The following is a 24,232-nucleotide window of genomic DNA, read 5'->3' on the forward strand; positions in this document are numbered from 1 at the left end:
ATTACATCGAAATGTTTTATAACAGTAAGCGTCGGCATGGTTCGAGTGATCAGATGCCACCGACGGAATATGAAAATCAATATTATCAACGGCTCGGAAGTGTCTAGATTATCCGTGGCGATTCAATTTCGATTTTTATACTAGTTTTCCTTTGTAGCATACTCAGAACCTTTAGTACTTGGGGTGCATACTTCTGTCCACGTTCAAAAACAATACTCAGATATTCGCGAATGGTGGGGTTCGCAGAAAAGCATTCCACTCTTTTTGCTTCAAGACCAACGCTGTCGCATTCATCTATGAAGCTTTGCTTAATTCCTTCGGAAATAAAGAATTCAAGCGAAGAATACCTGGATTGACTTTGAGATGCCACAGAAATGGTTCCTTATATGTACAGCACAAAGCGCTGTCGCCATTATGTCGCCAAAGGCTACGCAGTGTATGCGTAACCTCATGATTTATATGACCAATAATAACAGGCAATAAAAAACCCATCAACCTTGAACCAAAATGGCGGGGTTGATGGGCTCCACAAAATGGGGACATCAAAGAAAAGCAGTGGCACTAGTTATGACTGATACGTTTGAAAAAAGTTCTGTCATAAGTGAAATAATTTTCAGCTTCAGATTTATCCTGGCTAAGGCCAGATAATAATGATCAATGTACCCGCCAGTGTCAGTAAAACGTTAGCAATCGCATAGGTGCCCGCATAGCCCAGCGCCGGAATATTACTGCGCGCGGTATCGCTGATGATCTCCATTGCAGGTGCGCAGGTGCGCGCGCCCATCATTGCGCCAAACAGTAACGCACGATTCATTTTCAGCACATAAGCGCCGAAAAGAAAACAGATCAGTACCGGCACCAGACTGACCAGCAAACCGGCGATCAGCATCTGCCCGCCGATAGCGCCAAGACCATTACCAAGACCGCTACCCGCGCTCAACCCGACGCCCGCCATAAACACCATCAGACCAAACTCTTTCACCATCATCAGCGCGCCCTGGGGGATATAGCCGAAGGTAGGATGGTTGGCGCGCAGGAAGCCGAGCATAATCCCGGCAAACAGCAGCCCGGCTGCGTTACCGATACCAAAACTGAATGTGCTGAACTGGAAGGTGATCATGCCGATCATCAGGCCGACAATAAAGAAAGCGCAGAAGGCAAGTAAATCAGTAACCTGGCTATGAATAGAGATAAAGCCGATACGATCGGCGATGGTTTTTACCCGGCGGGCATCGCCGCTTACCTGCAACACATCTCCTTTATTCAGCACAATATTGTCGTCGATCGGCATCTCAATCTGGCTGCGGATCACGCGGTTCAAAAAGCAGCCGTGATCGGTCAACTTTAATTGTGCGAGGCGGCGGCCCACGACGTTATGGTTTTTCACCACCACCTCTTCGGTGACGATGCGCATGTCCAGGAGATCGCGGTCGAACACCTCTTTCCCGTTACGGAAACTGGGGTCAAGGCGTGCATGTGCGTCGGGATAGCCCACCAGCGAGATCTCATCGCCCATTTGCAGCACCGCATCGCCATCGGGGCTGGCAAGAATACCGTTACGGCGGATCCGCTCGATATAACAACCCGTCTGGCGATAAATCCCCAGCTCGCGCAGATTTTTGCCATCGGCCCAGGCCACCAGCTCCGGCCCCACGCGATAGGCGCGGATAACCGGCAGATAGACCTTACGATGTGCATCGGTATCCAGACCACGCTCGCGGGCGATTTGCTGGGCGCTGGTCTGCAAGTCCTGGTGCTGGAGCTTTGGCAAATAGCGTGCGCCGAAAATCAGGCTCACCAGACCAATCAGGTAGGTCAATGCATAACCGAGGCTGAGGTTGTCCAGGGCGCTGTTAAGCTTGCCGCTTTCCATACCCAAATGCCGCAGCGTATCGCCTGCGCCGACCAACACCGGTGTCGATGTCATGGAGCCTGCCAGCATCCCGGCCGTCAGGCCGATATCCCAGCCGAATAATTTGCCCAGCCCCAGGGCAATCAACAGCGCGCTACCGACCAATACCAGCGCCAGCATCAGATAATTTTTGCCATCACGAAAAAAAATGGAAAAAAAGTTGGGACCGGCTTCAACACCGACACAGAAAATAAACAGCATAAAGCCCAGATTCAGCGCATCAGTGTTTATGCTGAAGTGCTGCTGGCCCAATAATAAAGAAACCACCAAAACGCCAATGGAATTACCGAGTTGTACTGAGCCCAGGCGTAATTTACCAAGACAGAGTCCAAGAGCCAGGACGACAAACAATAACAGTATGTAATTCCCGTTTAACAAATCTGCGACGTTTATATTCACGGAGTCTAACTTCTTGTTTACTTGTAAGCTGTTGAAAGAAAGAGTGATTTGAGCTAGTGTTTTGCTTAGGTGAAGACCGCTGAAAAAAGTGTTGCCACCCCTGAAATTCCACACAAAACAAAAACAGGCCGTTAGTTTAATCGTATCAGATTATAACGGCTAGTGAGAATCGCGTATTAACGCGGGTGTTTTATCGGCAAGGATTGCTGCAACGCTTTATCTGTCCGGACATTCTTTTGAACGAATGAGTTGTACTTCAGGAAAAGTCAGGAGGATTGTTTGAAGAGCAGACGAAGTTGGATGGGTGTAATTTGCTGCTGTTTACTATTTGTTGCTATTTGTTTTGCTCTGGTTATCGATAAAAAGTGTGTTTTCCATGCGCACTCGCATCCGCAATTCGGTTTGCTGCTGTTTGTTCTGCCCGGTGTGATAAGTAGCCTGATGCTACAACAACGACAGGTTGTTTTATCACTCGCGGGAGCCGTGCTGGCTTTACCATTCTGTTATCTGCTGATTCATCTGTGCATTACGCCGTTGCGGCCGTTCTGGCAGGAGGTAGCATGGTTGTTCAGCGCCGTGTTCTGGTGTGGGATTGGCGCGCTTGCCTGCCTGTTTGTGCGTAATTTGCTGCGTTTACCGCGGGCTGCGCAAAGAATAAAACGCCCTCGCAGTTGAGGGCGCTGTTTTCAGGCGAAAAGGCCGAGATGCGCTTTGGCGTACGCTTCAAAATCAGTAAAACCACCGATATGCTTTTGGTCGAGAAAAATCTGCGGCACGGTTTCAACCGGTTTACCCACGGTCTTTTCCAGATCGGCCTTGGTTATCCCTTCCGCGTGAATATCAACATAGCGATAGCTAAAATCATCACGCTCTTTAGACAATTTGTCGGCAAGCTCTTTAGCGCGGACACAATAAGGGCAACCAGGACGACCAAAAATAACAGCAAACATATTTCTCTCCTTAACCTTTAAGAATCTACTGATATCCTGGCAATAACGTTAGGCAATGAAAAGCAGGTTATGCCTGTTGGTTTAATCTTTGTTACCTTTCAGCGCAACGAGGGGTAATTTTCTAATGGCAGGTTGACTTATACTGCTGTTCTTGTTTTCCAGGGGAATATTCAACATGACACCAACGATTGAATTGCTGTGCGCCCACCGTTCCATTCGCCACTTCACCGACGAGCCGATTACCAAAGAGCAGCGCGAGGCGATCATTGCCAGCGCGCAAGCGACATCCAGTTCCAGTTTTTTGCAGTGCAGCTCAATAATACGAGTGACGGATCCTGCGATGCGCGAGCAGCTGGTAACCTTAACTGGCGGGCAGAAACATGTGGCGCAGGCGGCAGAATTCTGGGTATTTTGCGCAGATTTTAATCGTAACCTGCAAATTTGCCCGGATGCGCAATTGGGGCTTGCGGAGCAATTATTGCTGGGCGTGGTTGACACCGCGCTGATGGCGCAAAATGCCTTTACCGCTGCCGAATCGCTCGGCCTGGGCGGTGTCTATATTGGCGGTATACGTAATAATATCGAAGCGGTGGGTGAGCTGCTGCAGGTGCCAAAATATGTGTTGCCGCTGTTTGGCTTGTGCCTCGGCTGGCCGGCGGATAAACCGGATTTGAAACCACGGCTGCCTGCTGAACTGGTGGTGCACGAAAATCATTACCAGCCGGTCGATAACGCGTTGCTCGAAAAGTATGACGAACAAATCGCGAATTATTACCTCTCGCGTGACAGCAACACGCGCCGCGATACATGGACTGACCATATCCGCCGCACGATCATTAAAGAGAATCGACCGTTTATTCTCGACTATTTGCACAAACAAGGGTGGGCAACACGCTAATTCCCGTTCATCCTGCACGTCGCTGCGTGTATGATACGCGGGCGTTGACTGGTCTTGTCAGAGAGGTGCAGGGTGAAAATAGCCATATTGTCCCGGGATGGAACGCTCTATTCATGTAAGCGGCTGCGGGAAGCGGCGATGCAGCGGGGCCATCTGGTTGAAATCCTTGACCCGTTGTCCTGTTATATGAATATCACCCAGGCGGCCTCGTCGATGCATTATAAAGGCCGCCAGCTTCCTCATTTTGACGCGGTGATCCCGCGGATAGGTTCGGCTATCACCTTTTATGGCACCGCAGTGCTGCGCCAGTTCGAAATCCTTGGCAGTTATCCCCTCAATGAATCCGTCGCTATTACGCGCGCGCGTGACAAGCTGCGCTCGTTGCAACTGCTTGTACGCCAGGAGATAGACTTGCCTGTCACCGGGATAGCGCATTCGCCCGACGATACCAGCGATCTTATCGATATGGTTGGCGGCGCGCCGCTGGTGGTGAAACTGGTGGAAGGCACGCAGGGTATTGGCGTGGTGCTTGCAGAAACGCGCCAGGCGGCGGAGAGCGTGATTGATGCGTTTCGTGGGCTAAACGCCCATATCCTGGTGCAGGAGTATATAAAAGAAGCGAAAGGCTGCGATATTCGCTGCCTGGTGGTGGGCAACGAAGTGGTGGCGGCCATTGAGCGGCGGGCGAAGCCGGGGGATTTTCGCTCCAACCTGCACCGTGGCGGCGTCGCGGTTATTGCGAATATCACGCCGCGTGAGCGGGAGATTGCTGTTTCCGCTGCGCAAACGCTGGGTCTGGATGTTGCCGGGGTGGATATTTTACGCGCAAATCGCGGCCCGCTGGTTATGGAAGTGAACGCTTCGCCAGGGCTGGAAGGTATTGAAAAAACCACCGGTATCGATATCGCCGGGCGCATGATCCAGTGGATTGAGCGTCATGCGACGCCGGGATTTAGCCTGAAAACCGGCGGCTAGGGCGAATTTCACCGCTATTAATGGTACCGTGCCGCCTTTTTGCGTAAGCTAGGGGCAATTTTTTTCTGTCAGAGAGTCGTGTTTTATGGATTCACTCGTCGTTCCTGTGCTGGACACGCTTCGTCAATGGCTCGACGAACTGGGTATCAACTTTTTTGAGTGTGATAACTGCCAGGCCTTGCATCTGCCGCATATGCAAAACTTTGATGGTGTGTTCGATGCAAAAATAGACCTGGTCAATGACATCGTACTGTTTACCGCGATGGCGGAAATCCGGCCCACGGCGTTGCTGGCGCTCGCTGCCGATCTTTCTGCGATCAACGCCAGCTCATTAACGGTGAAAGCATTCATTGATATTCAGGATGATAATTTACCGAAGCTGGTGGTGTGCCAGTCGTTTGCGGCCGGAGCCGGGCTGTCATTTAATCAGTTCGCGTGGTTTATGCGCCAAAGCGAGGAGCAGATTTCGATGGTTATCCTCGAAGCGAGCGCGCACCAACTGTTGATCTCTCCCGGCGAGGAAGAGCAGGCAATTGTTGAAGAAGCGCACAATTTTCTTCACTGACTCCCCCGCAGCATCAGCGCAGTCGCTGCCAGCGCGACTGCATAATAAATGTTTTTATGCTGCAATTAACCTTTCTTTAAAGAATTATTCACTCTCTTTCCCGCCGTTCTGGCTTATCACATAGACATAATCTGCATAAAAAATTGATAAAAGGCGTTTTTTGATCTCACCTCTGGCCTCAAACCCTGGCTACAGTTATTCTTGCGCAGCTTTAAAAACAGCATGCGGTGCCTGCCGGAAGTCAGGTTTTTTCCGGTTTGTGTAGAGTGACAAAATATGCACGGTTTTTGCATATCCTGAATGCGTACATTTAGTCCGTATGTTAATGGGCTTTCCAGAAGGAATAAGATATGACCGCCTTGAGCAAAAAATGGGTATCGGGTCTTGTTGCGGGTGCGTTGATGGCTGTCTCTGCCAGCACGTTTGCCGCGGAGCAAAAGACGCTGCATGTTTATAACTGGTCTGATTATATTGCGCCGGACACCGTCGCAAACTTTGAGAAAGAGACCGGCATCAAAGTCGTTTATGACGTGTTTGACTCCAATGAAGTGCTGGAAGGCAAACTGATGGCGGGCAGTACGGGTTTCGATCTGGTGGTGCCATCGGCAAGTTTCCTTGAGCGCCAGATTGCCGCAGGCGTGTTCCAGCCGCTGGATAAAAGCAAACTGCCGAACTGGAAAAACCTCGATCCGAAAGTGCTGGAGCTGGTCGCCAAACACGATCCGGAGAATAAATACGCTTTCCCGTATCTGTGGGCCACCACCGGCATTGGCTATAACGTCGATAAAGTGAAAGCGGCGCTGGGTAAAGATGTGCCGCTGGATAGCTGGGATCTGGTGTTAAAACCGGAGAATCTCGCCAAACTTAAAAGCTGTGGCGTCTCCTTCCTTGATGCGCCGGAAGAGATCTTCGCCACCGTGCTGAACTATTTGGGTAAAGATCCGAACAGCAGCAAAGCGGATGACTACACCGGTGCGGCCACCGATCTGTTGCTGAAACTGCGGCCAAATGTTCGCTATTTCCACTCGTCCCAGTACATCAACGATCTGGCTAACGGCGATATCTGCGTAGCGATTGGCTGGGCAGGGGATGTCTGGCAGGCGGCGAACCGGGCAAAAGAAGCGAAGAATGGGGTGAACGTTTCTTATTTTATTCCGAAAGAGGGCGCGCTTGCGTTCTTTGATGTGTTCGCGATGCCTGCGGATGCGAAAAATAAAGATGAAGCGTACCAGTTCCTCAACTATCTGATGCGCCCGGACGTTATCGCCCATATCAGCGAGCATGTTTTCTTCGCCAATGCTAACCAGGCCTCTGTGCCGCTTATTAGCGCAGAAGTGCGCGATAACCCAGGTATTTACCCGCCGGAAGCGGTATTCGCCAAGCTGTTTACGCTAAAAGTGCAGGAACCGAAAATCGACCGCGTCAGAACGCGTGCCTGGACCAAAGTAAAAAGCGGTAAATAAAACAAATGGCCGGGCAGGGGAAAACTGTCCGGTTTAGTGCACCACGCGTGTGCAACTGCACCGTTACGTACTGCGTATGGCAACCGGGCCATGCTGTCTCGTGTTACACCGGAGAGCACTTGAGTGAATGACGCTATCCCCCGCCCACAGGCGAAAAACCATAAGGCGCTGACACCGTTACTGGAAATCCGCAACCTGACCAAGTCGTTTGACGGCCAGCATGCTGTGGACGACGTCAGTTTGACGATTTACAAAGGCGAAATCTTTGCGTTACTGGGCGCGTCCGGCTGTGGTAAATCCACGCTGCTGCGTATGCTCGCGGGTTTTGAGCAACCGACGCAGGGGCAAATTATGCTTGATGGCGTGGATCTGGCCCATGTGCCGCCCTACCTGCGCCCTATCAATATGATGTTCCAGTCTTACGCGTTATTTCCGCACATGACCGTCGAGCAGAACATCGCTTTTGGTCTTAAACAGGACAAACTGCCGAAAAGTGAAATCACCAGCCGCGTCGCCGAGATGCTGCAACTGGTGCATATGAGCGAGTTTGCCAAACGGAAACCTCACCAGCTTTCCGGCGGTCAACGTCAGCGCGTGGCACTGGCGCGCAGCCTGGCGAAACGGCCAAAACTGCTGCTGCTTGATGAACCGATGGGGGCGCTTGATAAAAAACTGCGCGACCGTATGCAACTGGAAGTGGTGGATATCCTGGAACGCGTCGGGGTGACCTGTGTGATGGTCACGCATGACCAGGAAGAGGCGATGACCATGGCCGGGCGCATAGCGATTATGAATCGCGGCAAGTTTGTGCAGATTGGCGAGCCGGAAGAGATCTACGAACACCCGACAACCCGCTACAGCGCTGAATTTATCGGCTCGGTGAATGTCTTCGAAGGGCTGTTAAAAGCGCGTCAGGAAGATGGCCTGGTGATAGACGCGCCGGGATTAGTGCACCCGTTAAAAGTGTCGTCGGATGCATCGGTCATGGACAATGTGCCGGTGTTTGTTGCGCTGCGCCCGGAAAAAATCATGCTGTGCGACGCGCCGCCCGCTGATGGGTACAACTTTGCCGTGGGCGAAGTGGCGCACATTGCTTATCTTGGCGATCTCTCGATTTATCACGTGCGTTTGCACAGCGGGCAGATGATCAGCGCCCAGTTGCAAAACGCGCATCGCTACCGTAGAGGCACCCCGACGTGGGGCGACGAAGTGCGCCTGTGCTGGGATGCGGACAGTTGCGTGGTGTTGACGGTTTAAGGAGCGATGATGAGTACTCTGGAGCCTCCGGCCCATGCCGGAAAACCGGGCGGCCTGACGCTGTGGCTGGCGCGTTTACAGATGCGTCATGGCCGCAAGCTGGTGATCGCGCTGCCTTATATCTGGCTGATTCTGCTGTTCCTGCTGCCGTTTTTGATTGTTTTTAAAATCAGCCTGGCGGAGATGGCGCGGCAGATCCCGCCCTATACCGACCTGCTTGAGTGGGCGGACGGGCAGCTTACCGTCACGCTAAATCTTGGCAATTTCCTGCAATTGACCGACGATCCGCTCTATTTCGAAGCCTATTTGCAGTCATTACAGATTGCGGGCGTCTCAACACTATGCTGCCTGCTGTTGGGCTATCCGCTGGCCTGGGCGGTCGCGCACAGCAAGCCATCAACGCGTAATATTCTGCTGTTGCTGGTCATTTTGCCGTCGTGGACGTCGTTTCTGATCCGTGTGTATGCATGGATGGGGATCCTGAAAAATAACGGCGTGCTGAATAACGTGCTGCTATGGCTGGGTGTGATTGATGAGCCGCTGGTTATTCTGCACACCAATCTGGCGGTCTATATCGGCATCGTCTATGCCTATTTGCCGTTTATGGTTTTACCGATCTATACCGCGCTGACGCGTATCGATTATTCCCTGGTGGAAGCGTCGCTGGATCTCGGCGCCCGGCCATTAAAAACATTTTTCAGCGTTATCGTTCCGCTGACCAAAGGCGGGATTATCGCCGGGTCGATGCTGGTGTTTATTCCGGCGGTCGGCGAATTTGTTATTCCGGAGCTGCTCGGCGGGCCGGACAGCATCATGATTGGCCGCGTGCTATGGCAGGAGTTTTTCAATAACCGTGACTGGCCGGTGGCCTCGGCAGTGGCAATTATCATGCTGCTGTTATTGATTGTGCCTATTATGTGGTTCCACAAACATCAGCAAAAACAGATGGGAGACAATGCATGAACACCTTGCCGGTTGTGCGCTCTCCCTGGCGCATTCTGATCCTTGTCATCGGTTTTACCTTTCTTTATGCGCCGATGCTGATGCTGGTTATCTATTCGTTTAACAGCTCAAAACTGGTGACGGTATGGGCCGGTTGGTCTACACGCTGGTATAGCGCGTTATTCCACGACGATGCGATGATGCGTGCAGTGGGGCTGAGTCTGACCATCGCGGCGTGTGCGGCGACGATGGCGGCAGTTTTCGGCACCATCGCCGCGGTGGTGATGGTGCGCTTTGGTCGCTTTCGCGGAGCGAACGGCTTCGCTTTTATGATAACCGCGCCGCTGGTGATGCCGGATGTTATCACCGGGCTGTCTTTGCTGCTGCTGTTTGTGGCTCTCGCTCACGCTATTGGCTGGCCGTCGGATCGTGGGATGCTGACCATCTGGCTGGCACATGTGACATTCTGTACGGCCTACGTCGCGGTGGTGATTTCCTCGCGTTTACGTGAACTCGATCGCTCGATTGAAGAAGCGGCAATGGATTTAGGCGCGACGCCGCTGAAAGTCTTTTTTGTTATCACGCTACCGATGATCATGCCGGCCATTGTCTCCGGCTGGCTGCTGGCGTTTACCCTGTCGCTTGATGATCTGGTGATAGCCAGTTTTGTCTCAGGTCCTGGTGCGACCACGCTGCCGATGCTGGTGTTCTCCAGCGTGCGGATGGGGGTCAACCCGGAGATCAACGCGCTGGCGAGCATTATTCTCGGCGTGGTCGGGATTGTGGGGTTAATTGCCTGGTATTTGATGGCGCGCGCAGAAAAGCAGCGAATGCGCGATATCCAGCGTGCAAGACAAAGCTGAACTTATTAGAATCAGGAAATTCTGTCACAGATGCCGCGCGTGAGCGGCATCTTTTCATCGGGAAGCGACGAGCTTGGGAGCGTTAAGGGAATCACCACATCACGCGCGTTTAAATGTACCGGCGCTGGTACAGGTGGCTGCTATTGCCATCATCATCATCCGCTGCGTTGATTTTTTGATGATTTCCGAACTGCTCGGCCTGCATGGTTTGCTGGAATTCGTGCGGCGCAGCGCCCAGACCTGGAGCCTGACGCTGATCTTCCTCGGCAGTCTGCTGCTGGTGTTTATTGAAATCCTTTGCGCGTTTTCGCTGGTGAAAGGGCGCAACTGGGCGCGATGGCTCTATTTCACGACGCAAATCATCGCGGCCAGTTATTTATGGGCCGCATCGCTCGGCTACGGTTATCCTGAGCTTTTCAGCATCGCTGGCGGATCGCGGCGCGAGATTTTCCACTCGCTGGTGATGCAAAAAATGCCTGATTTACTGGTGCTGTTCCTGCTGTTTATCCCTTCGCCCAGCCGACGCTTTTTCCGCTTGCAATAACGGTGGTACAATCCCGGCCCCGCAAAACGAAAGGTTTTATTATGCAGTGCGCTCTCTATGACGCTGGCCGTTGTCGCTCCTGTCAGTGGCTGGAACAACCGTTACCCTCGCAACTTACCGCGAAAATGCACGATCTCCGGGCGTTACTGGCGGGGTTGCCTGTGGGTGAATGGCGCGCGCCTGTCAGCGGCCCTGAACAGGGGTTTCGTAATAAAGCGAAAATGGTGGTCAGCGGCAGCGTCGAAAAACCGCTGTTCGGTATGCTGCACCGTGACGGCACGCCGGAGGATTTGACCGCCTGCCCACTCTATCCGGCCTCTTTTGCCCCGGTGTTTGATGCATTGAAACCGTTTATCGCCCGTGCGGGCCTGACGCCTTACAACGTGGCGCGCAAACGCGGCGAATTGAAATACCTGCTACTGACCGAAAGCCAGCTCGATGGCGGCATGATGCTGCGTTTTGTGCTGCGCTCGCACGCCAAGCTCGATAAGCTTCGCGCTGCGCTGCCTGAGTTACAGGCCCGGTTGCCGCAACTGAAGGTGATTTCGGCGAATATCCAGCCGGTGCATATGGCCATTATGGAAGGGGAGGAGGAGATTTTTCTCACCGACCAGCAGGCGCTGGCGGAAAATTTTAACGGCGTGCCGCTGTGGATCCGCCCGCAAAGCTTCTTTCAGACCAACCCTGTGGTCGCCAGCGCGCTTTACGCCACCGCCCGCGACTGGGTTCGCGCTCTGCCGGTCAGCCATATGTGGGATCTGTTTTGCGGCGTCGGCGGTTTCGGCCTGCACTGCGCCACCCCTGACATGCGCCTGACGGGGATCGAAATTGCCCCGCAAGCTATTGCCTGTGCGACGCAGTCGGCGCAGGCATTAGGGCTGCATAACCTGCGTTTTCAGGCGCTGGACTCCACGCAGTTTGCCACGGCGCAAGAAGATATTCCGACGCTGGTGCTGGTCAACCCACCGCGCCGGGGTATCGGCCCGGCGCTCTGTGACGACCTCAGCAATATGGCTCCGCCATATATTATTTATTCCAGTTGTAATGCCGCGACAATGGCAAACGATATCCGTATGTTAGCCGGGTATAAAATCGAGCGGGTGCAGCTGTTCGACATGTTCCCTCATACCGCCCATTACGAAGTGCTGACGCTTCTTTCACGGGTGAATTGATTCTCATACAAACAGCTTTACCCTGTTGTGGCATAATGCGCCGGATTTTATCATTCAGGGATAATTCGATGAAAATAAAAGCATTATTGCCGGTGTTTGCTGTCGGTCTGGTCGGCTGTACCTCTGTGAAGGTTGCGCCTTTACCCAAAACGGAAGCCATAAACCGTATCTGCATTCAAAAAAATGATGCGGTGAAAGTCAGCGATCTGTTGCCGGTGGTGCAACAGCGGCTGAAATATCACAATATCGAATCGGTCGTTTTTACCGACACTCGCCCGGAAAATTGCCCGTGGATTATGAATTACACCGCGCGTCGTACCTGGGATGTGGTGCCGTATCTTTCGTTCGCGGAGTTTACGGTGAATCGCGACGGGGTGCAGGTGGCGTCGGCGCATTTCCACTTACGGGCGGGCGGCGGATTATCATTAATGAAATGGCGGGGGACGGCGTACAAAATTAACCCGGTCATTGACCGCCTGGTCGGCAGCGGCGGCTAAAAGAAATATGCCCACCGGCGGGTGGGCATAGAGAAAGCGTTCAGCTTATTGCGGGAACCACTGGTCGCTGATTTTCTGGTAAGTCCCGTCGGCTTTGATGGCTTTCAGCGCCGCGTTGAGTTTTTCCAGCAGGGCCTTGTTATCCGGGCGCACGGCGATGCCTAAACCGGTGCCGAAGTATTGCGCATCGGTTACTTTTGGCGTTGCCGGGCCGAGCTGCGGGTTTGTTTTCAGCCACTCATTCACCACCGCCGTGTCGCCAAATACCCCGTCGAGGCGGCCATTTTTCAAATCGATAATGGCATTCTGGTAGCTGTCATACGCCACTGTTTTCACTTCCGGGTGCTTATCCTGCAAATATTTCTGGTGCGTCGTGCCGTTTTCCATACCGATACGCTTGCCTTTCAGCTCATCGAATGACGTGAAGGTGTCTTTCTTCGCGATTACGAGCGCAGAGTTGGCATAGTACGGGTCGGTGAAAGCCACCTGCTTGCTACGCTCCGGCGTAATATCCATGCCGGAAACGACGGCATCATATTTCTTAAATTTCAGCGCCGGAATAAGACTGTCAAAGGCGTGATTGGTAAAGGTGCACTCTGCCTGCATCTGTTTGCACATCGCATTGACCAGATCGATATCAAAACCGACAATTTTATTGCCCGCATCCAGCGATTCAAATGGCGGATAAGTGGCGGAAACACCAAAATTGATTTTGTCGCCAGCCAGTGCGCCAGTCGCAAAAGCGGTGAGCAGGGTAGCCAGTAGCAGTTTTTTCATTATCGAACTCCTGTCAGTCTTTCTTATCGTTAACGCTGTATTGTCAGTCCAGAAATAACAATGCCACCATATGAATTTATATGCAATATAAATGAGTATATATTTCATATGGGATATAAAAAAGGCGAGTGATTAAGAGATTACTCGCCTTTGGGTTTGTTAGTTATGCAAATCAGTTGCGGCGTTCAAAAGCCAGCGCTTTCCGTTCGATCAGGCGCATCATTAGCGTTAACAGGCCATTCACCACCAGGTAAATCAGTCCTGCGGCGCCAAACACCGCCACATCGTAAGTGCGACCGTACATCAACTGGCTGTAACCCATTACTTCCATCAATGTAATGGTATAGGCCAGCGAGGTACTTTTGAACACCAGCACCACTTCGTTGGAATAGGATGACAGGGCGCGTTTGAATGCATAAGGCAGCAAAATCGCCAGCGTGTCTTTCTTGCTCATTCCCAGGGCGTGACAGGACTGCCACTGGCCATCCGGGATAGCGCGGATAGCACCGTAAAACAGCAGGGTGGTGTAGGCCGCGCTGTTAAGCGACAGCGCAATGAGCGCACACAGCCAGGGCTCCGACAGCAGATGCCAGAGTACCGGGTAGTCCTGCAAACCCGGAAATTGCCCCGGTCCATAATAGATAAGGAAAATCTGTACCAGCAGCGGCGTACCGGTAAAGAGCGTAATGTAGCCACGGACAATCAGCGACAGCACCGGCGTTTTTAGCGTCAGGATGACGGTAAAGAGCAGCGCTAAGATAAGCGCCACCACCAGTGAGGCGACGGTCAGCGTCAGGCTGGTATGCAGGCCTTTGAACAGCTCCGGTAAATACTCAAGCATCAGTCCGGCCTCCGTTCAAAACGCGTCGCACGCAGGTCAATGCGCTTGAGGATCCACTGACTGAACAGTGTAATTACCAGGTAAATCGCCGCAGCCACAATGTACCAGGTAAAAGGTTCCTGGGTACGGGTGGCAATGCTTTTGGTCTGCAACATCAAATCGTTCACGCTGATAAGCGACACCAGCGCGGTATCTTTTAACAACACCAGCCACTGGTTACCCAGCCCTGGCAGCGCATGGCGCCACATTTGCGGCATCACCAGGCGAAAGAAGATAGCGCTTTTCGACAGCCCCAGCGCCTGGCCTGATTCACGCTGCCCATCGGGCACGGCTTTCAGTGCACCGCGCAGCGTTTGCGAGGCGTAGGCCGCATACAGCAAGGAGAGCGCGATAACACCGCACAGGAACGGGCTGACGTCGAAATTTTCAATCTCCATCTGTACCGGGATCTGCACAATGCCCAGGTTAATGGTGAAGCCATCAGAAAGGATCAGCAGCAGCTGGGAGGAGCCAAAATAGATAAACAGCACCACGAGAATTTCCGGCAAGCCACGCAAAAGCGTGACCAGCGCGGTGCCAACCCATGCCACCGGCCGCCATTTCACCGATTCCCAGACTGCAAAGATCATTGCCAGCGCAAGGCCTGCGATCAGCGCACAAACGGCAAGGCCGACGGTCATCCCGGCGGCGCTTGCTAAAGGAAACAATTCATTCATTAAGTATTACTTCTGGAACCATTTGTTATAGATGGTTTCGTAAGTCCCATCTTTCTTCACTTTCTCCAGCGCTGCATTGAACTTCTGTTGCAGCTCGGTATTGCCCTGGCGTACCGCGATGCCAAGACCGGTGCCGAAGTAGTCTTTATCCGTCACTTTATCGCCCACAGCGGCCAGTTTCGGGTTGGCTTGCAGCCACTCGGTTACTACAGCGGTATCGCCAAACACGGCATCAATACGGCCATTTTGCAGATCCAGACGCGCGTTCTGATAGCTGTCGTAAGGCACGGTGGTGATTTCCGGGTGCTTATCGTTAATGAATTTCTGGTGGGTGGTACCGTTCTGCACGCCCACTTTTTTGCCTTTCAGCTGATCAACGCTGGTGTATTTGCCCTGCTGACCAATAAACAGCGCGGAGTTATCATAATAGGCGTTGGTGAACAGCACCTGTTTTTCACGTTCCGGCGTGATATCCATCCCGGCCATCACCGCCTCAACACGGCGAAACTTCAGGCTTGGGATCAGGCTATCGAAAGACTGGTTAGTAAATGTGCAGGTCGCGTCAATTTCTTTACACAAGGCGTTAGCCAGATCGACATCAAAACCGACGATGTTGTTGTTCGCGTCGGTCGATTCAAACGGAGGATAGCTCGCTTCGGTGGCGAAACGGATGGTCTGGGCTGCTGTAGCGCTAAGGCTGACGCTTGCAAGTAGCGCGGCAATCAGTACTTTTTTCATTGTCATTATTCCTGGTCTTCAGTGAGATAGGTAGTATTTAAACGCGTCGGTTTGCGGCGCGGCAAAGCAGCTCGCATCCCCTTGCTCAACAATGTGACCGTTTTCCATATACACCACGCGACTGGCCGTCTTGCGCGCCACTTCCACTTCGTGGGTCACGATAACTTGCGTAATACCGGTGCCCGCCAGTTCACGAATGATGCTGACAATCTGTGCGGTAATTTCCGGGTCGAGTGCGGCGGTTGGCTCGTCAAACAGCAGAACCTGCGGCTCCATCATCAGCGCACGGGCGATAGCCACGCGCTGCTGCTGCCCACCGGACAGGTGCAGCGGATAGCGATCGCTGTACGGTTTGAGGCGCAAACGCTCAAGCAGTTTCTCCGAGCGCGCCAGCGCCTGATCTTTGCTAAGCCCCAGCACGCGGCACGGGGCTTCAATCAGGTTCTGCTGCACGGTGAGGTGTGGCCAGAGATTATATTGCTGGAACACCATACCCACGTTCTGACGCAATTCACGGATCGCTTTATCAGACGGGGGTTTTGCAAAATCGAAATGATTGCCTGCAATGCTGAGCTGGCCGGAGCGGGGCATTTCCAGCAGGTTAAGCACGCGCAATAGCGAACTTTTACCCGCGCCGCTTGGGCCGAGCAGTACCAGGGTCTCGCCCTGCGGGCAATCCAGCGTAATGTCGAACAGCGCCTGGTGAGCGCCGTAAAAGCAGTTGATGCCGTTTAATTTAATACTCATCGAAGCAATCTGGTAGCAATTGAGGCCGCAAATAGTAACGTTGGCAGAATAGTTATGCAATATTAGTGCGTTAAAACTTAAAAAGAAACCACTTTACTACATAAAGTTAGCACAAAATGCCGAAGCGCAAGGGAACCAGGCATAATTGTCGGCATTCTGCAAAGAACGCCGGACAATTTATGGGGGTTATCGATTAAGCGCTGAAACGATTAGCGATGTTCAACCGACTGGCGCAGGGTACCTGCCGGTGCGTGCACCGTACCGCCGAGATAGCGCACATCATCCACCGCCCAGCACTGGCCTTCGCGGATCATTAACACTTCATCCTGCCAGCTCTGATTGCCGCTACTGAGCGTGACGCGCAAGGGGATGTTGCGGGCATCGGTGTTCGGGATGCGGGACGCGCTGGCGACGTTTGCCTCCTGCGGCGCGACGCTTCGGCTGGAGAACGGATCGGCTTTCAACAGCGTGGCATTACGCGTATCGCGGCTGGCGGCGGTTAACATTTTGGCTAAATCATCGCTCAGCCACGGGCGCAGGGCGGTGAAGTCACTGTTTGGGTTGGCGATACGGTAGTCATAAAATTTTTGCGCGACGGTATCAGGCCCGCCTTCCACGCAAGGGCCGGAACGGGTACCGATATCTTTAAACGCGGGAGAAACGGTCGTACAGGCGCTTAACAGCAAGGCGCACGGCATTACAAATGTCAAAACTGAATAGCGCATAGTGATTTCCTTATTTCTCATCAGATGTAACTACTTTTAAAGAATAGTGTATTGATCCCATAATGGGGCGGGTAAACCGTTGATGCTCATCAGGAGAAGACTATGCAATTTTCTACAACACCGACGCTCGAAGGACAACCCATTGTCAAGTACTGCGGCGTCGTGACCGGGGAAGCCATTCTCGGCGCGAATATTTTTCGCGATTTTTTTGCCGGGATCCGCGACATCGTGGGCGGGCGTTCCGGCGCGTATGAAAAAGAGCTGCGCAAAGCGCGGGAAATTGCATTCCAGGCGATAGGTGAAAAAGCCGGCGCGCTTGGGGCGAATGCGGTCGTGGGTATTGATATTGATTATGAAACCGTGGGCAAAGATGGCAGCATGCTGATGGTATGCGTCAGCGGTACCGCGGTGAAAACACGCTAATGAAAAAGTATGGATTGCTGTTGCTGGCGCTGCTGCTCGCAGGCTGCACCGGGGAGAAAGGGATAATCGATAAAGGCGCGTATGAGCTGGATACCCGCCACCCGGCGCACGAGGCCTGGCCGCGTATCAAAGTGCTGGTGCTGCACTACACGGCGGATGATTTTGACGTTTCGCTGGCTACCCTTACCGGCAGGCAGGTCAGCGCGCATTATCTGATTGCGCAAAATCCGCCGCTGCATCGCGGTAAGCCGCGCATTTTACAACTGGTGCCGGAGCAGGCGCTGGCCTGGCATGCGGGCGCGAGTTTCTGGCGCGGCGCGACACGTATTAACGATACCTCTATTGGTATCGAGCTGGAAAATCGCGGCTGGCAGCACACGCCAGCAGGGAAACAATTCGCCTCTTTTGCGCCTGCGCAAATTAATGCATTGATTCCTCTGGTAAAAGATATTATCACGCGTTACAACATCAGCCCGCAGAACGTGGTGGCGCATGCAGATATCGCGCCGCAGCGTAAGGACGATCCGGGGCCGCTGTTTCCCTGGCAGGCGCTGGCCGCGCAAGGGATCGGCGCGTGGCCGGATGCACAGCGGGTCGCCTTTTACCTGAACGGACGCTCGCCTTACGAGGCGGTGGACACGGCCTCACTGCTGGATTTGCTGGCACGTTATGGTTATGACGTGAAACCGCAGATGACGCCTGCGCAACAAAAGCGGGTCATCATGGCGTTTCAGATGCACTTTCGCCCGGCGCTATGGAACGGCATCGCTGATGCCGAAAGTCTCGCCATTGCCGAGGCATTACTGGAAAAATATGGTCAGGCGAACTGACCTGATATCACGAGGCTGACATGGTTCGCATATTCACCGGGGCACTGCTGGTGGCAGCGTTTGCTGCGCACGCTGCGCCCGACCCGGTATACCCTTGCTCATACTGGGACAAACAAACCGACGCGGTTGAAAAACTGCCCCGCTGCGTTGAAAAGCAGGGGGAGAAGCTGGTGTTTTTGCCGGAACTGTTTAAAAAAACCGCCAGCGTAGAAGGCATGTCGTGGGTCGGTTTATATGATTATGCCCGCGAGGCCGGGCTGCCGGACGCGGATTTTTACGTGCTCAATAGCGGGCATTATCTCTCTGTCCTCCACTATGACAACGGGCCGGACTGGTTTGTTGAAGGGCTGGTGCGTTCGCGCCAGCAGGGTAAGGTGGGGTATTGGGACGACACTTTTCGCAACCGTATCCCGCCACAGTTCGACTACGCCTCGCAGTTTGAAGAGGGCAGAGCGCTGGTGTGCAACGGCTGCAAACCCCAGCGCGACGGCGAGCATGTCGCGCTCAGGGGCGGCGAGTGGTTCTACATTGATAAGAGCGGTAAACGGGTGACAGAGGCTGCCTCCGCGCCGTTTTAAGGCGCTCAGCGATGCAGCTTGCCGTGATCTTTTAACCAGAACGCCGTGCGTCGAATGCCTTCATCCAGCGTCACGATGGGCGTATACCCCAGCTCCTGCTGCGCCCGGGTGATATCCAGCGTAAAGTCAAAATTGAGTTTCGATACGCCATAGTGGGTGAAAGAAGGCTCTTTCGCCCGTTTGTCGCCAAAATGCTCCATGCTGCGCGCCACCATATCCAGCATGGCGTAAGGCACCGAGCGGATACGGCAGTGGATATTCAGCTCATCAATTAATTTCTGCACGATAGTGCGCAGGGGGCGCGGCTCGCCGTTGGTGATGTTGTACGCCCGCCCGGACGGCAGGCTATCGCACAGCTCCTGGCTTGCCAGCCACATCGCGTGCACGGCATTTTCATAGTAGGTCATATCCACCAGCGCATTACCGCCGCGCGGTAAAAGTACGCTGCGGTAGTGCTGCATCATCTGCGCCAGACGCGGGATAAACACTTTATCGTGCGGGCCAAACAGACTCTGCGGGCGCAAAATCGTAAAGCGGGTGTTGGGGTTCGCCTGCGCCAGAAAATCAATCACCTGTTCACTGGCGGCTTTGCTGCGCGCAAACTCGTTAGCGAAGCGCGACGGGCGAAAATCCTCGTTGATATCCCGGTGATGGTGGTAATCGAAATAGAGTGAAGGGGAGGAGATATGAATAAAGTTACGCACGCCCCAGGCAACGGCCCACTCACCGAGGCGGCGGGTGGCGCGCACATTGGCCAGGTCGAACGCCTCCTGAGTTCCCCAGGGTGAGGTGAAGCTGGAGCAGTGCCACAACGTATCAACGCCAGCAAGCATCACTTTTGCCTGCGACGAAACCAGCTCGGTCAGATCCGCATGCACAAACTCTGCACCCAGTTTGGTAAGCAGCTTGCCCATGGCTTCATTGCGCCCGGTCGCCCTGACACTGATGCCTTTCAGGCGCAAATATTCGACCGCGTTTCGGCCTAAACCGCTGGTTGCGCCCGTGACCAGTACCTTCATATTATTCCACTATGTTGAGAACGGTTATCTGGCGCATTCTTTCGTGAATAACGACGCTATGCAATGGGTTAGGGTAAAGAAAGCGGGTTAAAGTCAGATTTTTTCACTGTTTTGCTCCGCCAGACGCGCAATGCGCTGCGCCATGCCGCGAAAAATAAACAGATGCGCGGGGAACATTAAAAGCCAGTAAAAAAGGCCGGGCATACCGTGAGGGTGCCACCAGGCGCGCACATCCAGTAACCGGTGGCTGCCTTTATCCGTTAAGGTAAAGCTCAGGCGGCCAAGCCCTGGCGCTTTCATGCCAAACAGCAACGCGAGCTGCTGTTCCGGCTCGACGATGATCACTTTCCAGCTGTCCACCGTATCACCGACTTGCAGAAATGGCCGCTCAGGGCGACCGCGCGCTAAGCGATGACCTGCCAGCACATCCAGCGCCGCGCGGGTTTGCCATAACAGGTTGCCGAAAAAGTAGCGCTCTTTGCCGCCAATTTGGTTCACCACTTCCCACAACGCGCTCAGGCTGGCGGTGGTTTTCACCGTATAACCCGCCTGCTTAGGGTAATAACCGTATTGCGGCCGCCAGCGCGAGAACGCCTGCGGGTCATAGCCCCAGTCGGCGGAGTTCACCAGCTTCTGCTCCTCTTCCAGCGTCTGGCGCACCGCATCATCAAACGTGATTAGCGTTTGTGGGATCAGGCGGCGCAGCGTGCGATCGTCAGCCAACAGATCGTGCTTTAGCCCCTGGATAAGCGCTTTGGCGATGCCCGGCGGCACCGAGGTGATGAGATGTAAAAACCAGACTGAGATAAACCGGGTAGGCAGCGGGACAGGCAGCAAAGGGCGGTGCACGCCGCTGACCTGCATAAAACGGATAAACTGCTGCTGATAGCTCAGCACTTCCGGCCCGGCGGCTTCAAACACGCGATGCGCCTGCGCGGGGTGATGCAAAAGCGCAAGCAGGTAGTGCATTAAATTGCTCAGCGCGATAGGCGTGGTGCGGGAGCGCACCCAGCGCGGCGGCGTCAGTACCGGTAAATTGAAGACCATATCGCGCATCACTTCAAAGGCCGCCGAACCTGCGCCAACAATAATGCCAGCGCGAAGCTCGGTGACCGGCACGCCTGAGGATCGCAGCAAAGAGCCGGTGTATTGCCGCGCCAGCAGATGATCGGAGTCGGTCGTCTCTTTTGCCTGCAAGGAGCTTAGAAAGATAACCTGCCTCACCGGCGCTTCGCGTAGCGCATCGCGCACATTGAGGGCTATCTGGCGCTCATGGGCAACAAAATCACCGCTCTCGCCCATACTGTGCACCAGAAAGTAGAGCGTATCGGCACCGGCAAACAGCGCCGGCAGCGCGGCAGGCCAGTAGAGATCAACCGAATGGCAGCTTACCCCCGGCAACTGCTGTTTTTCTAAGCGGGAGAGCCGCCGCGCCACCGCTTTGACCTGATGGCCTTGCTGGCTTAATGCCTCGACGAGCCGCTGCCCGATATACCCGCTGGCACCCAGCACCACAATCCGCTGCGCCACGTCCTTCTCCTTAACGCTGTAAAAAAGCCTGCCAGTGATTAATGACTGTCTCCAGTTGCTGGCGACTCACATCCAGATGTGTCACCAGACGCACGATCGGCGAAGCATTTATCAGTACGTCGCGCGCGCGCATAAACTCGCCCAGCTCGCTTGCCTGTTCCCCCACGCGAATAAACAGCATATTCGTATCCTGGCGCAGCATATCCGCACCGGCTTCGCGCAGCTTTTGCGCCAGCCACGCGGCGTTTTCATGATCGTCACGTAAACGCATGACGTTATTTTTCAGCGCATAGAGGCCAGCCGCCGCAAGCACTCCCGCCTGGCGCATACCGCCTCCGGCCATTTTGCGCCAGCGGTTAGCGCGGGCAATATACGCGCTATCGCCGACCAGAAGCGAGCCAACCGGCGCGCCCAGCCCTTTGGATAAACAGACGGTGAAGGAGTCGCAATAGCGGGCAATATCACGCAGTTCGCCGCCATATTCCACCAGCGCGTTAAAAATACGTGCGCCGTCAACATGCAAAGCCAGCCCGTGCTCACGGGTGAATTCCCACGCCTGTTGCAGGTATTCGCGCGGCAGCACTTTACCGTTGTGCGTGTTTTCCAGACTCAGCAGCCTGGTGCGGGCAAAATGGATATCGTCAGGCTTGATTTTTTGCGCCACTTTATCCAGCGGTAGCGTGCCGTCGGCCGCCGCGTCTATCGGCTGCGGCTGGATGCTGCCCAGCACCGCTGCGCCGCCCGCTTCATACAGGTAGTTGTGCGCGCCCTGGCCTGCAATGTACTCCTCGCCGCGCCCGCAGTGGGTGAGCAGGGCCACCAGGTTGGCCTGGGTGCCGGTGGGTAAAAACAGCGCGGCCTCTTTGCCGCTCAGCTCAGCGATATAACGCTGAAGTTCATTGACGGTCGGGTCATCCCCGTACACATCGTCCCCGACCGGCGCGGCGATCATTGCCTCAAGCATCGCGCGCCCCGGGCGGGTGACGGTATCACTGCGTAAATCAATCACGGCATTTCCTGAAAATAAATGGATAATGCCTTCTGTTTTACCTGAGCCAGTTCGTTTTCGCCAGTTCCAGTACCTCGTCGCCGCGCCCGCTAATAATGGCGCGCAGCATGTAGAGGCTAAAACCTTTCGCCTGCTCGAGCTTAATTTGCGGTGGGATCGCCAGCTCCTCTTTGGCAACGGTAACATCCACCAGCACCGGGCCGTCGATAGAGAACGCGCGTTGCAGCGCTTCATCCACATCCGCTGATTTTTCCACGCGAATACCTGTAATGCCGCACGCTTCGGCGATACGCGCGAAGTTGGTATCGTGCAGCTCCGTGCCGTCGGTTAAATAGCCACCCGCTTTCATCTCCATCGCCACAAAGCCAAGCACGCTGTTATTAAACACCACGATTTTTAGCGGCAGCTTCATCTGCGCAACCGAGAGGAAATCCCCCATCAGCATGCTGAAGCCGCCGTCACCGCACATCGCGACCACCTGCCTGTCCGGGTAAGTGGCCTGCGCGCCCAGCGCCTGCGGCATGGCGTTTGCCATCGAGCCGTGGTTAAACGAGCCAAGCAGGCGGCGTTTGCCGTTCATTTTCAGATAGCGCGCCGCCCAGACGGTGGGCGTCCCGACATCGCAGGTGAAAATCGCGTCATCGGCGGCAAAATGGCTGATTTGCTGCGCAAGATATTGTGGATGAACTGCTTTTTCGCTCGGTTTTGCCAGGTCATCCAGGCCTTTGCGGGCTTCGCGGTAATCATCCAGCGCTTTATCAAGAAAACGGCGGTCGGTTTTTTCCTCCAGCAACGGGAGCAGTGCCGCCAGCGTGTGTTTAATATCACCCACCAGCGCCATATCGACTTTGCTGTGCGCGCCGATGCTGCCAGGGTTGATATCAATCTGGATGATTTTGGCATCCGTGGGGTAAAACGCGCGATAGGGGAATTGCGTGCCGAGCAGTATTAAGGTGTCGGCATTCATCATGGTGTGAAAACCTGACGAAAAACCAATCAAACCGGTCATGCCCACATCGAAGGGGTTGTCATACTCCACATGCTCTTTACCGCGCAGAGCATGAACCACTGGCGCTTTAAGCTTCCCGGCAAAGTCCAGCAACTCTTTGTGCGCGCCCGCGCATCCGCTGCCGCACATCAGCGCAATGTTGCTTGAATAGCGCAGCAACTGCGCCAGTTTTTTCAGCTCCTCTTCGGCGGGCACGACGACCGGTTCCGGGGCGTGATACCAGTGGCTGCTGGCCCCTTCGGGCGCCGGTTTCAGCGCAACGTCGCCTGGCAGTACTATGACCGACACGCCTTTATTTAACACGGCTTTACGCATGGCGATAGCCAGCACCTGCGGGATTTGCTCCGGGGAGGAAACCAGCTCGCAATAATGGCTGCATTCGCGAAACAGCTCTTCAGGATGGGTTTCCTGGAAATAGCCGCTGCCGATTTCGCTGGAGGGAATATGAGCGGCAATCGCCAGCACCGGAACACGGTTGCGGTAGCAGTCAAACAGACCATTAATCAGATGCAGGTTGCCCGGCCCACAGGACCCGGCGCACACCGCCAGCTCGCCGGTGAGCTGCGCTTCGGCACCTGCTGCAAAAGCGGCGACCTCTTCATGGCGCGTGGACATCCAGTCAATCGTGCCCATACGGTTCAGGCTGTCGCTCAGCCCGTTGAGGGAATCCCCTGTGACACCCCAAATGCGTTTTACGCCTGCCTGTTCCAGGGTTTTGGCAATATATGCGGCCACTGTTTGTTTCATCATCAGGCTCCTTTTTGTGATCTTGCTTACAAGCTTAGACAAAGCTTGCTGTGCTGCTGAGAAATATGCTGCTCTTATCTGAAACAGGGGTTTATTTAATCAGCCG

The 24,232-nt window shown here is 54.2% G+C and carries 26 protein-coding genes; 14 read left to right on the forward strand and 12 right to left on the reverse strand.

Annotated features, from left to right (window positions below; translation table 11 throughout):
• Positions 1-634: 634 nt before the first annotated feature.
• A complete protein-coding gene (locus tag ACTU3N_RS16585) occupies positions 635-2,311 on the reverse strand; it encodes an aspartate:alanine antiporter (protein ID WP_443087223.1) in 1,677 nt (558 codons plus the stop codon).
• Positions 2,312-2,590: 279 nt separating this feature from the next.
• On the opposite strand from ACTU3N_RS16585, the gene ybjM reads away from it, so the two are divergent.
• Entirely contained in the window at positions 2,591-2,986 is a 396-nt protein-coding gene (gene ybjM / locus ACTU3N_RS16590) for an inner membrane protein YbjM (protein WP_443087224.1), read from the forward strand.
• A gap of 11 nt (positions 2,987-2,997) precedes the next feature.
• On the opposite strand, the gene ACTU3N_RS16595 is transcribed toward ybjM, so the two are convergent.
• Complete coding sequence (locus ACTU3N_RS16595; RefSeq protein ID WP_443087225.1) at positions 2,998-3,261, reverse strand: GrxA family glutaredoxin; 264 nt, start codon at positions 3,259-3,261, stop codon at positions 2,998-3,000.
• Between the two features lie 175 nt (positions 3,262-3,436).
• Between ACTU3N_RS16595 and nfsA the strand changes: the two genes are divergently transcribed.
• The 10 genes from nfsA (at position 3,437) to ACTU3N_RS16645 (ending at position 12,437) form a co-directional block, all read left to right on the forward strand.
• Positions 3,437-4,159, forward strand: coding sequence for an oxygen-insensitive NADPH nitroreductase (gene nfsA / locus ACTU3N_RS16600; RefSeq protein WP_443087226.1), 723 nt, complete (start codon positions 3,437-3,439; stop codon positions 4,157-4,159).
• 72 nt (positions 4,160-4,231) lie between these two features.
• A complete protein-coding gene (gene rimK / locus ACTU3N_RS16605) occupies positions 4,232-5,134 on the forward strand; it encodes a 30S ribosomal protein S6--L-glutamate ligase (RefSeq protein ID WP_443087227.1) in 903 nt (300 codons plus the stop codon).
• A gap of 85 nt (positions 5,135-5,219) precedes the next feature.
• Entirely contained in the window at positions 5,220-5,699 is a 480-nt protein-coding gene (locus ACTU3N_RS16610; protein WP_443087228.1) for a YbjN domain-containing protein, read from the forward strand.
• Positions 5,700-6,049: 350 nt separating this feature from the next.
• Positions 6,050-7,162 carry a spermidine/putrescine ABC transporter substrate-binding protein PotF gene (potF, locus tag ACTU3N_RS16615; protein ID WP_443087229.1) on the forward strand — a complete coding sequence of 371 codons (1,113 nt, stop codon included), beginning with the start codon at positions 6,050-6,052 and terminating at the stop codon, positions 7,160-7,162.
• A gap of 123 nt (positions 7,163-7,285) precedes the next feature.
• Complete coding sequence (gene potG / locus ACTU3N_RS16620) at positions 7,286-8,419, forward strand: putrescine ABC transporter ATP-binding subunit PotG (RefSeq protein ID WP_443087230.1); 1,134 nt, start codon at positions 7,286-7,288, stop codon at positions 8,417-8,419.
• Positions 8,420-8,425: 6 nt separating this feature from the next.
• The gene (gene potH, locus ACTU3N_RS16625; protein WP_443087231.1) at positions 8,426-9,382 is read left to right on the forward strand and encodes a putrescine ABC transporter permease PotH; all 957 of its coding nucleotides are present in this window, start codon (positions 8,426-8,428) and stop codon (positions 9,380-9,382) included.
• On the forward strand, positions 9,379-10,224 hold the full coding sequence (potI, locus tag ACTU3N_RS16630) for a putrescine ABC transporter permease PotI (RefSeq protein ID WP_443087232.1): 846 nt from the start codon (positions 9,379-9,381) through the stop codon (positions 10,222-10,224). Before potH ends, potI begins: the two co-directional genes overlap by 4 nt.
• A gap of 73 nt (positions 10,225-10,297) precedes the next feature.
• Positions 10,298-10,768, forward strand: a complete 471-nt coding sequence (locus ACTU3N_RS16635) for a YbjO family protein (RefSeq protein WP_443087233.1) — start codon at positions 10,298-10,300, stop codon at positions 10,766-10,768.
• A 41-nt stretch (positions 10,769-10,809) separates the two neighbouring features.
• Positions 10,810-11,940 carry a 23S rRNA (uracil(747)-C(5))-methyltransferase RlmC gene (gene rlmC, locus ACTU3N_RS16640; protein ID WP_443087234.1) on the forward strand — a complete coding sequence of 377 codons (1,131 nt, stop codon included), beginning with the start codon at positions 10,810-10,812 and terminating at the stop codon, positions 11,938-11,940.
• A gap of 68 nt (positions 11,941-12,008) precedes the next feature.
• Positions 12,009-12,437, forward strand: a complete 429-nt coding sequence (locus ACTU3N_RS16645) for an Sbal_3080 family lipoprotein (protein ID WP_443087235.1) — start codon at positions 12,009-12,011, stop codon at positions 12,435-12,437.
• A gap of 45 nt (positions 12,438-12,482) precedes the next feature.
• Here the strand turns inward: ACTU3N_RS16645 and artJ are convergent, their stop codons facing one another.
• The 6 genes from artJ to ACTU3N_RS16675 all read right to left on the reverse strand — a co-directional run bounded on the left by artJ (position 12,483) and on the right by ACTU3N_RS16675 (position 16,981).
• The gene (gene artJ, locus ACTU3N_RS16650) at positions 12,483-13,214 is read right to left on the reverse strand and encodes an arginine ABC transporter substrate-binding protein ArtJ (protein ID WP_443087236.1); all 732 of its coding nucleotides are present in this window, start codon (positions 13,212-13,214) and stop codon (positions 12,483-12,485) included.
• 172 nt (positions 13,215-13,386) lie between these two features.
• On the reverse strand, positions 13,387-14,055 hold the full coding sequence (artM, locus tag ACTU3N_RS16655) for an arginine ABC transporter permease ArtM (protein WP_443087237.1): 669 nt from the start codon (positions 14,053-14,055) through the stop codon (positions 13,387-13,389).
• A complete protein-coding gene (gene artQ, locus ACTU3N_RS16660) occupies positions 14,055-14,771 on the reverse strand; it encodes an arginine ABC transporter permease ArtQ (RefSeq protein WP_443087238.1) in 717 nt (238 codons plus the stop codon). Before artQ ends, artM begins: the two co-directional genes overlap by 1 nt.
• A gap of 6 nt (positions 14,772-14,777) precedes the next feature.
• Positions 14,778-15,509, reverse strand: a complete 732-nt coding sequence (gene artI / locus ACTU3N_RS16665; protein WP_443087239.1) for an arginine ABC transporter substrate-binding protein ArtI — start codon at positions 15,507-15,509, stop codon at positions 14,778-14,780.
• Positions 15,510-15,527: 18 nt separating this feature from the next.
• Positions 15,528-16,256 (reverse strand): arginine ABC transporter ATP-binding protein ArtP, encoded by a 729-nt coding sequence (artP, locus tag ACTU3N_RS16670; protein WP_443087240.1) that lies wholly within the window; start codon positions 16,254-16,256, stop codon positions 15,528-15,530.
• 209 nt (positions 16,257-16,465) lie between these two features.
• Positions 16,466-16,981 (reverse strand): lipoprotein, encoded by a 516-nt coding sequence (locus ACTU3N_RS16675; protein WP_443087241.1) that lies wholly within the window; start codon positions 16,979-16,981, stop codon positions 16,466-16,468.
• A gap of 102 nt (positions 16,982-17,083) precedes the next feature.
• Between ACTU3N_RS16675 and ACTU3N_RS16680 the strand changes: the two genes are divergently transcribed.
• Genes ACTU3N_RS16680 through ACTU3N_RS16690 form a run of 3 tightly spaced genes read left to right on the forward strand, consistent with a single transcriptional unit; the run spans position 17,084 to position 18,812 of the window.
• Complete coding sequence (locus tag ACTU3N_RS16680) at positions 17,084-17,404, forward strand: heavy metal-binding domain-containing protein (protein WP_443087242.1); 321 nt, start codon at positions 17,084-17,086, stop codon at positions 17,402-17,404.
• Positions 17,404-18,234 (forward strand): N-acetylmuramoyl-L-alanine amidase, encoded by an 831-nt coding sequence (locus ACTU3N_RS16685; protein ID WP_443087243.1) that lies wholly within the window; start codon positions 17,404-17,406, stop codon positions 18,232-18,234. Before ACTU3N_RS16680 ends, ACTU3N_RS16685 begins: the two co-directional genes overlap by 1 nt.
• 20 nt (positions 18,235-18,254) lie before the next feature.
• Positions 18,255-18,812 carry a WG repeat-containing protein gene (locus ACTU3N_RS16690; protein ID WP_443087244.1) on the forward strand — a complete coding sequence of 186 codons (558 nt, stop codon included), beginning with the start codon at positions 18,255-18,257 and terminating at the stop codon, positions 18,810-18,812.
• Between the two features lie 5 nt (positions 18,813-18,817).
• Here ACTU3N_RS16690 and ACTU3N_RS16695 read toward each other — a convergent pair whose 3' ends face one another.
• The 4 genes from ACTU3N_RS16695 to poxB all read right to left on the reverse strand — a co-directional run bounded on the left by ACTU3N_RS16695 (position 18,818) and on the right by poxB (position 24,129).
• A complete protein-coding gene (locus ACTU3N_RS16695) occupies positions 18,818-19,831 on the reverse strand; it encodes an NAD-dependent epimerase/dehydratase family protein (protein WP_443087245.1) in 1,014 nt (337 codons plus the stop codon).
• A gap of 93 nt (positions 19,832-19,924) precedes the next feature.
• Positions 19,925-21,361: a DUF2867 domain-containing protein gene (locus ACTU3N_RS16700; RefSeq protein ID WP_443087246.1), complete on the reverse strand. Its 1,437-nt coding sequence runs from the start codon at positions 21,359-21,361 to the stop codon at positions 19,925-19,927.
• 10 nt (positions 21,362-21,371) lie between these two features.
• Positions 21,372-22,370: a low-specificity L-threonine aldolase gene (gene ltaE, locus ACTU3N_RS16705; protein ID WP_443087247.1), complete on the reverse strand. Its 999-nt coding sequence runs from the start codon at positions 22,368-22,370 to the stop codon at positions 21,372-21,374.
• A 37-nt stretch (positions 22,371-22,407) separates the two neighbouring features.
• Positions 22,408-24,129 carry a ubiquinone-dependent pyruvate dehydrogenase gene (gene poxB, locus ACTU3N_RS16710; RefSeq protein WP_443087248.1) on the reverse strand — a complete coding sequence of 574 codons (1,722 nt, stop codon included), beginning with the start codon at positions 24,127-24,129 and terminating at the stop codon, positions 22,408-22,410.
• Positions 24,130-24,232 lie beyond the last annotated feature (103 nt).

It is taken from the genome of Vagococcus sp. WN89Y, from assembly GCF_052220145.1.
Taxonomy (GTDB): Bacteria; Pseudomonadota; Gammaproteobacteria; order Enterobacterales; family Enterobacteriaceae; genus Kosakonia.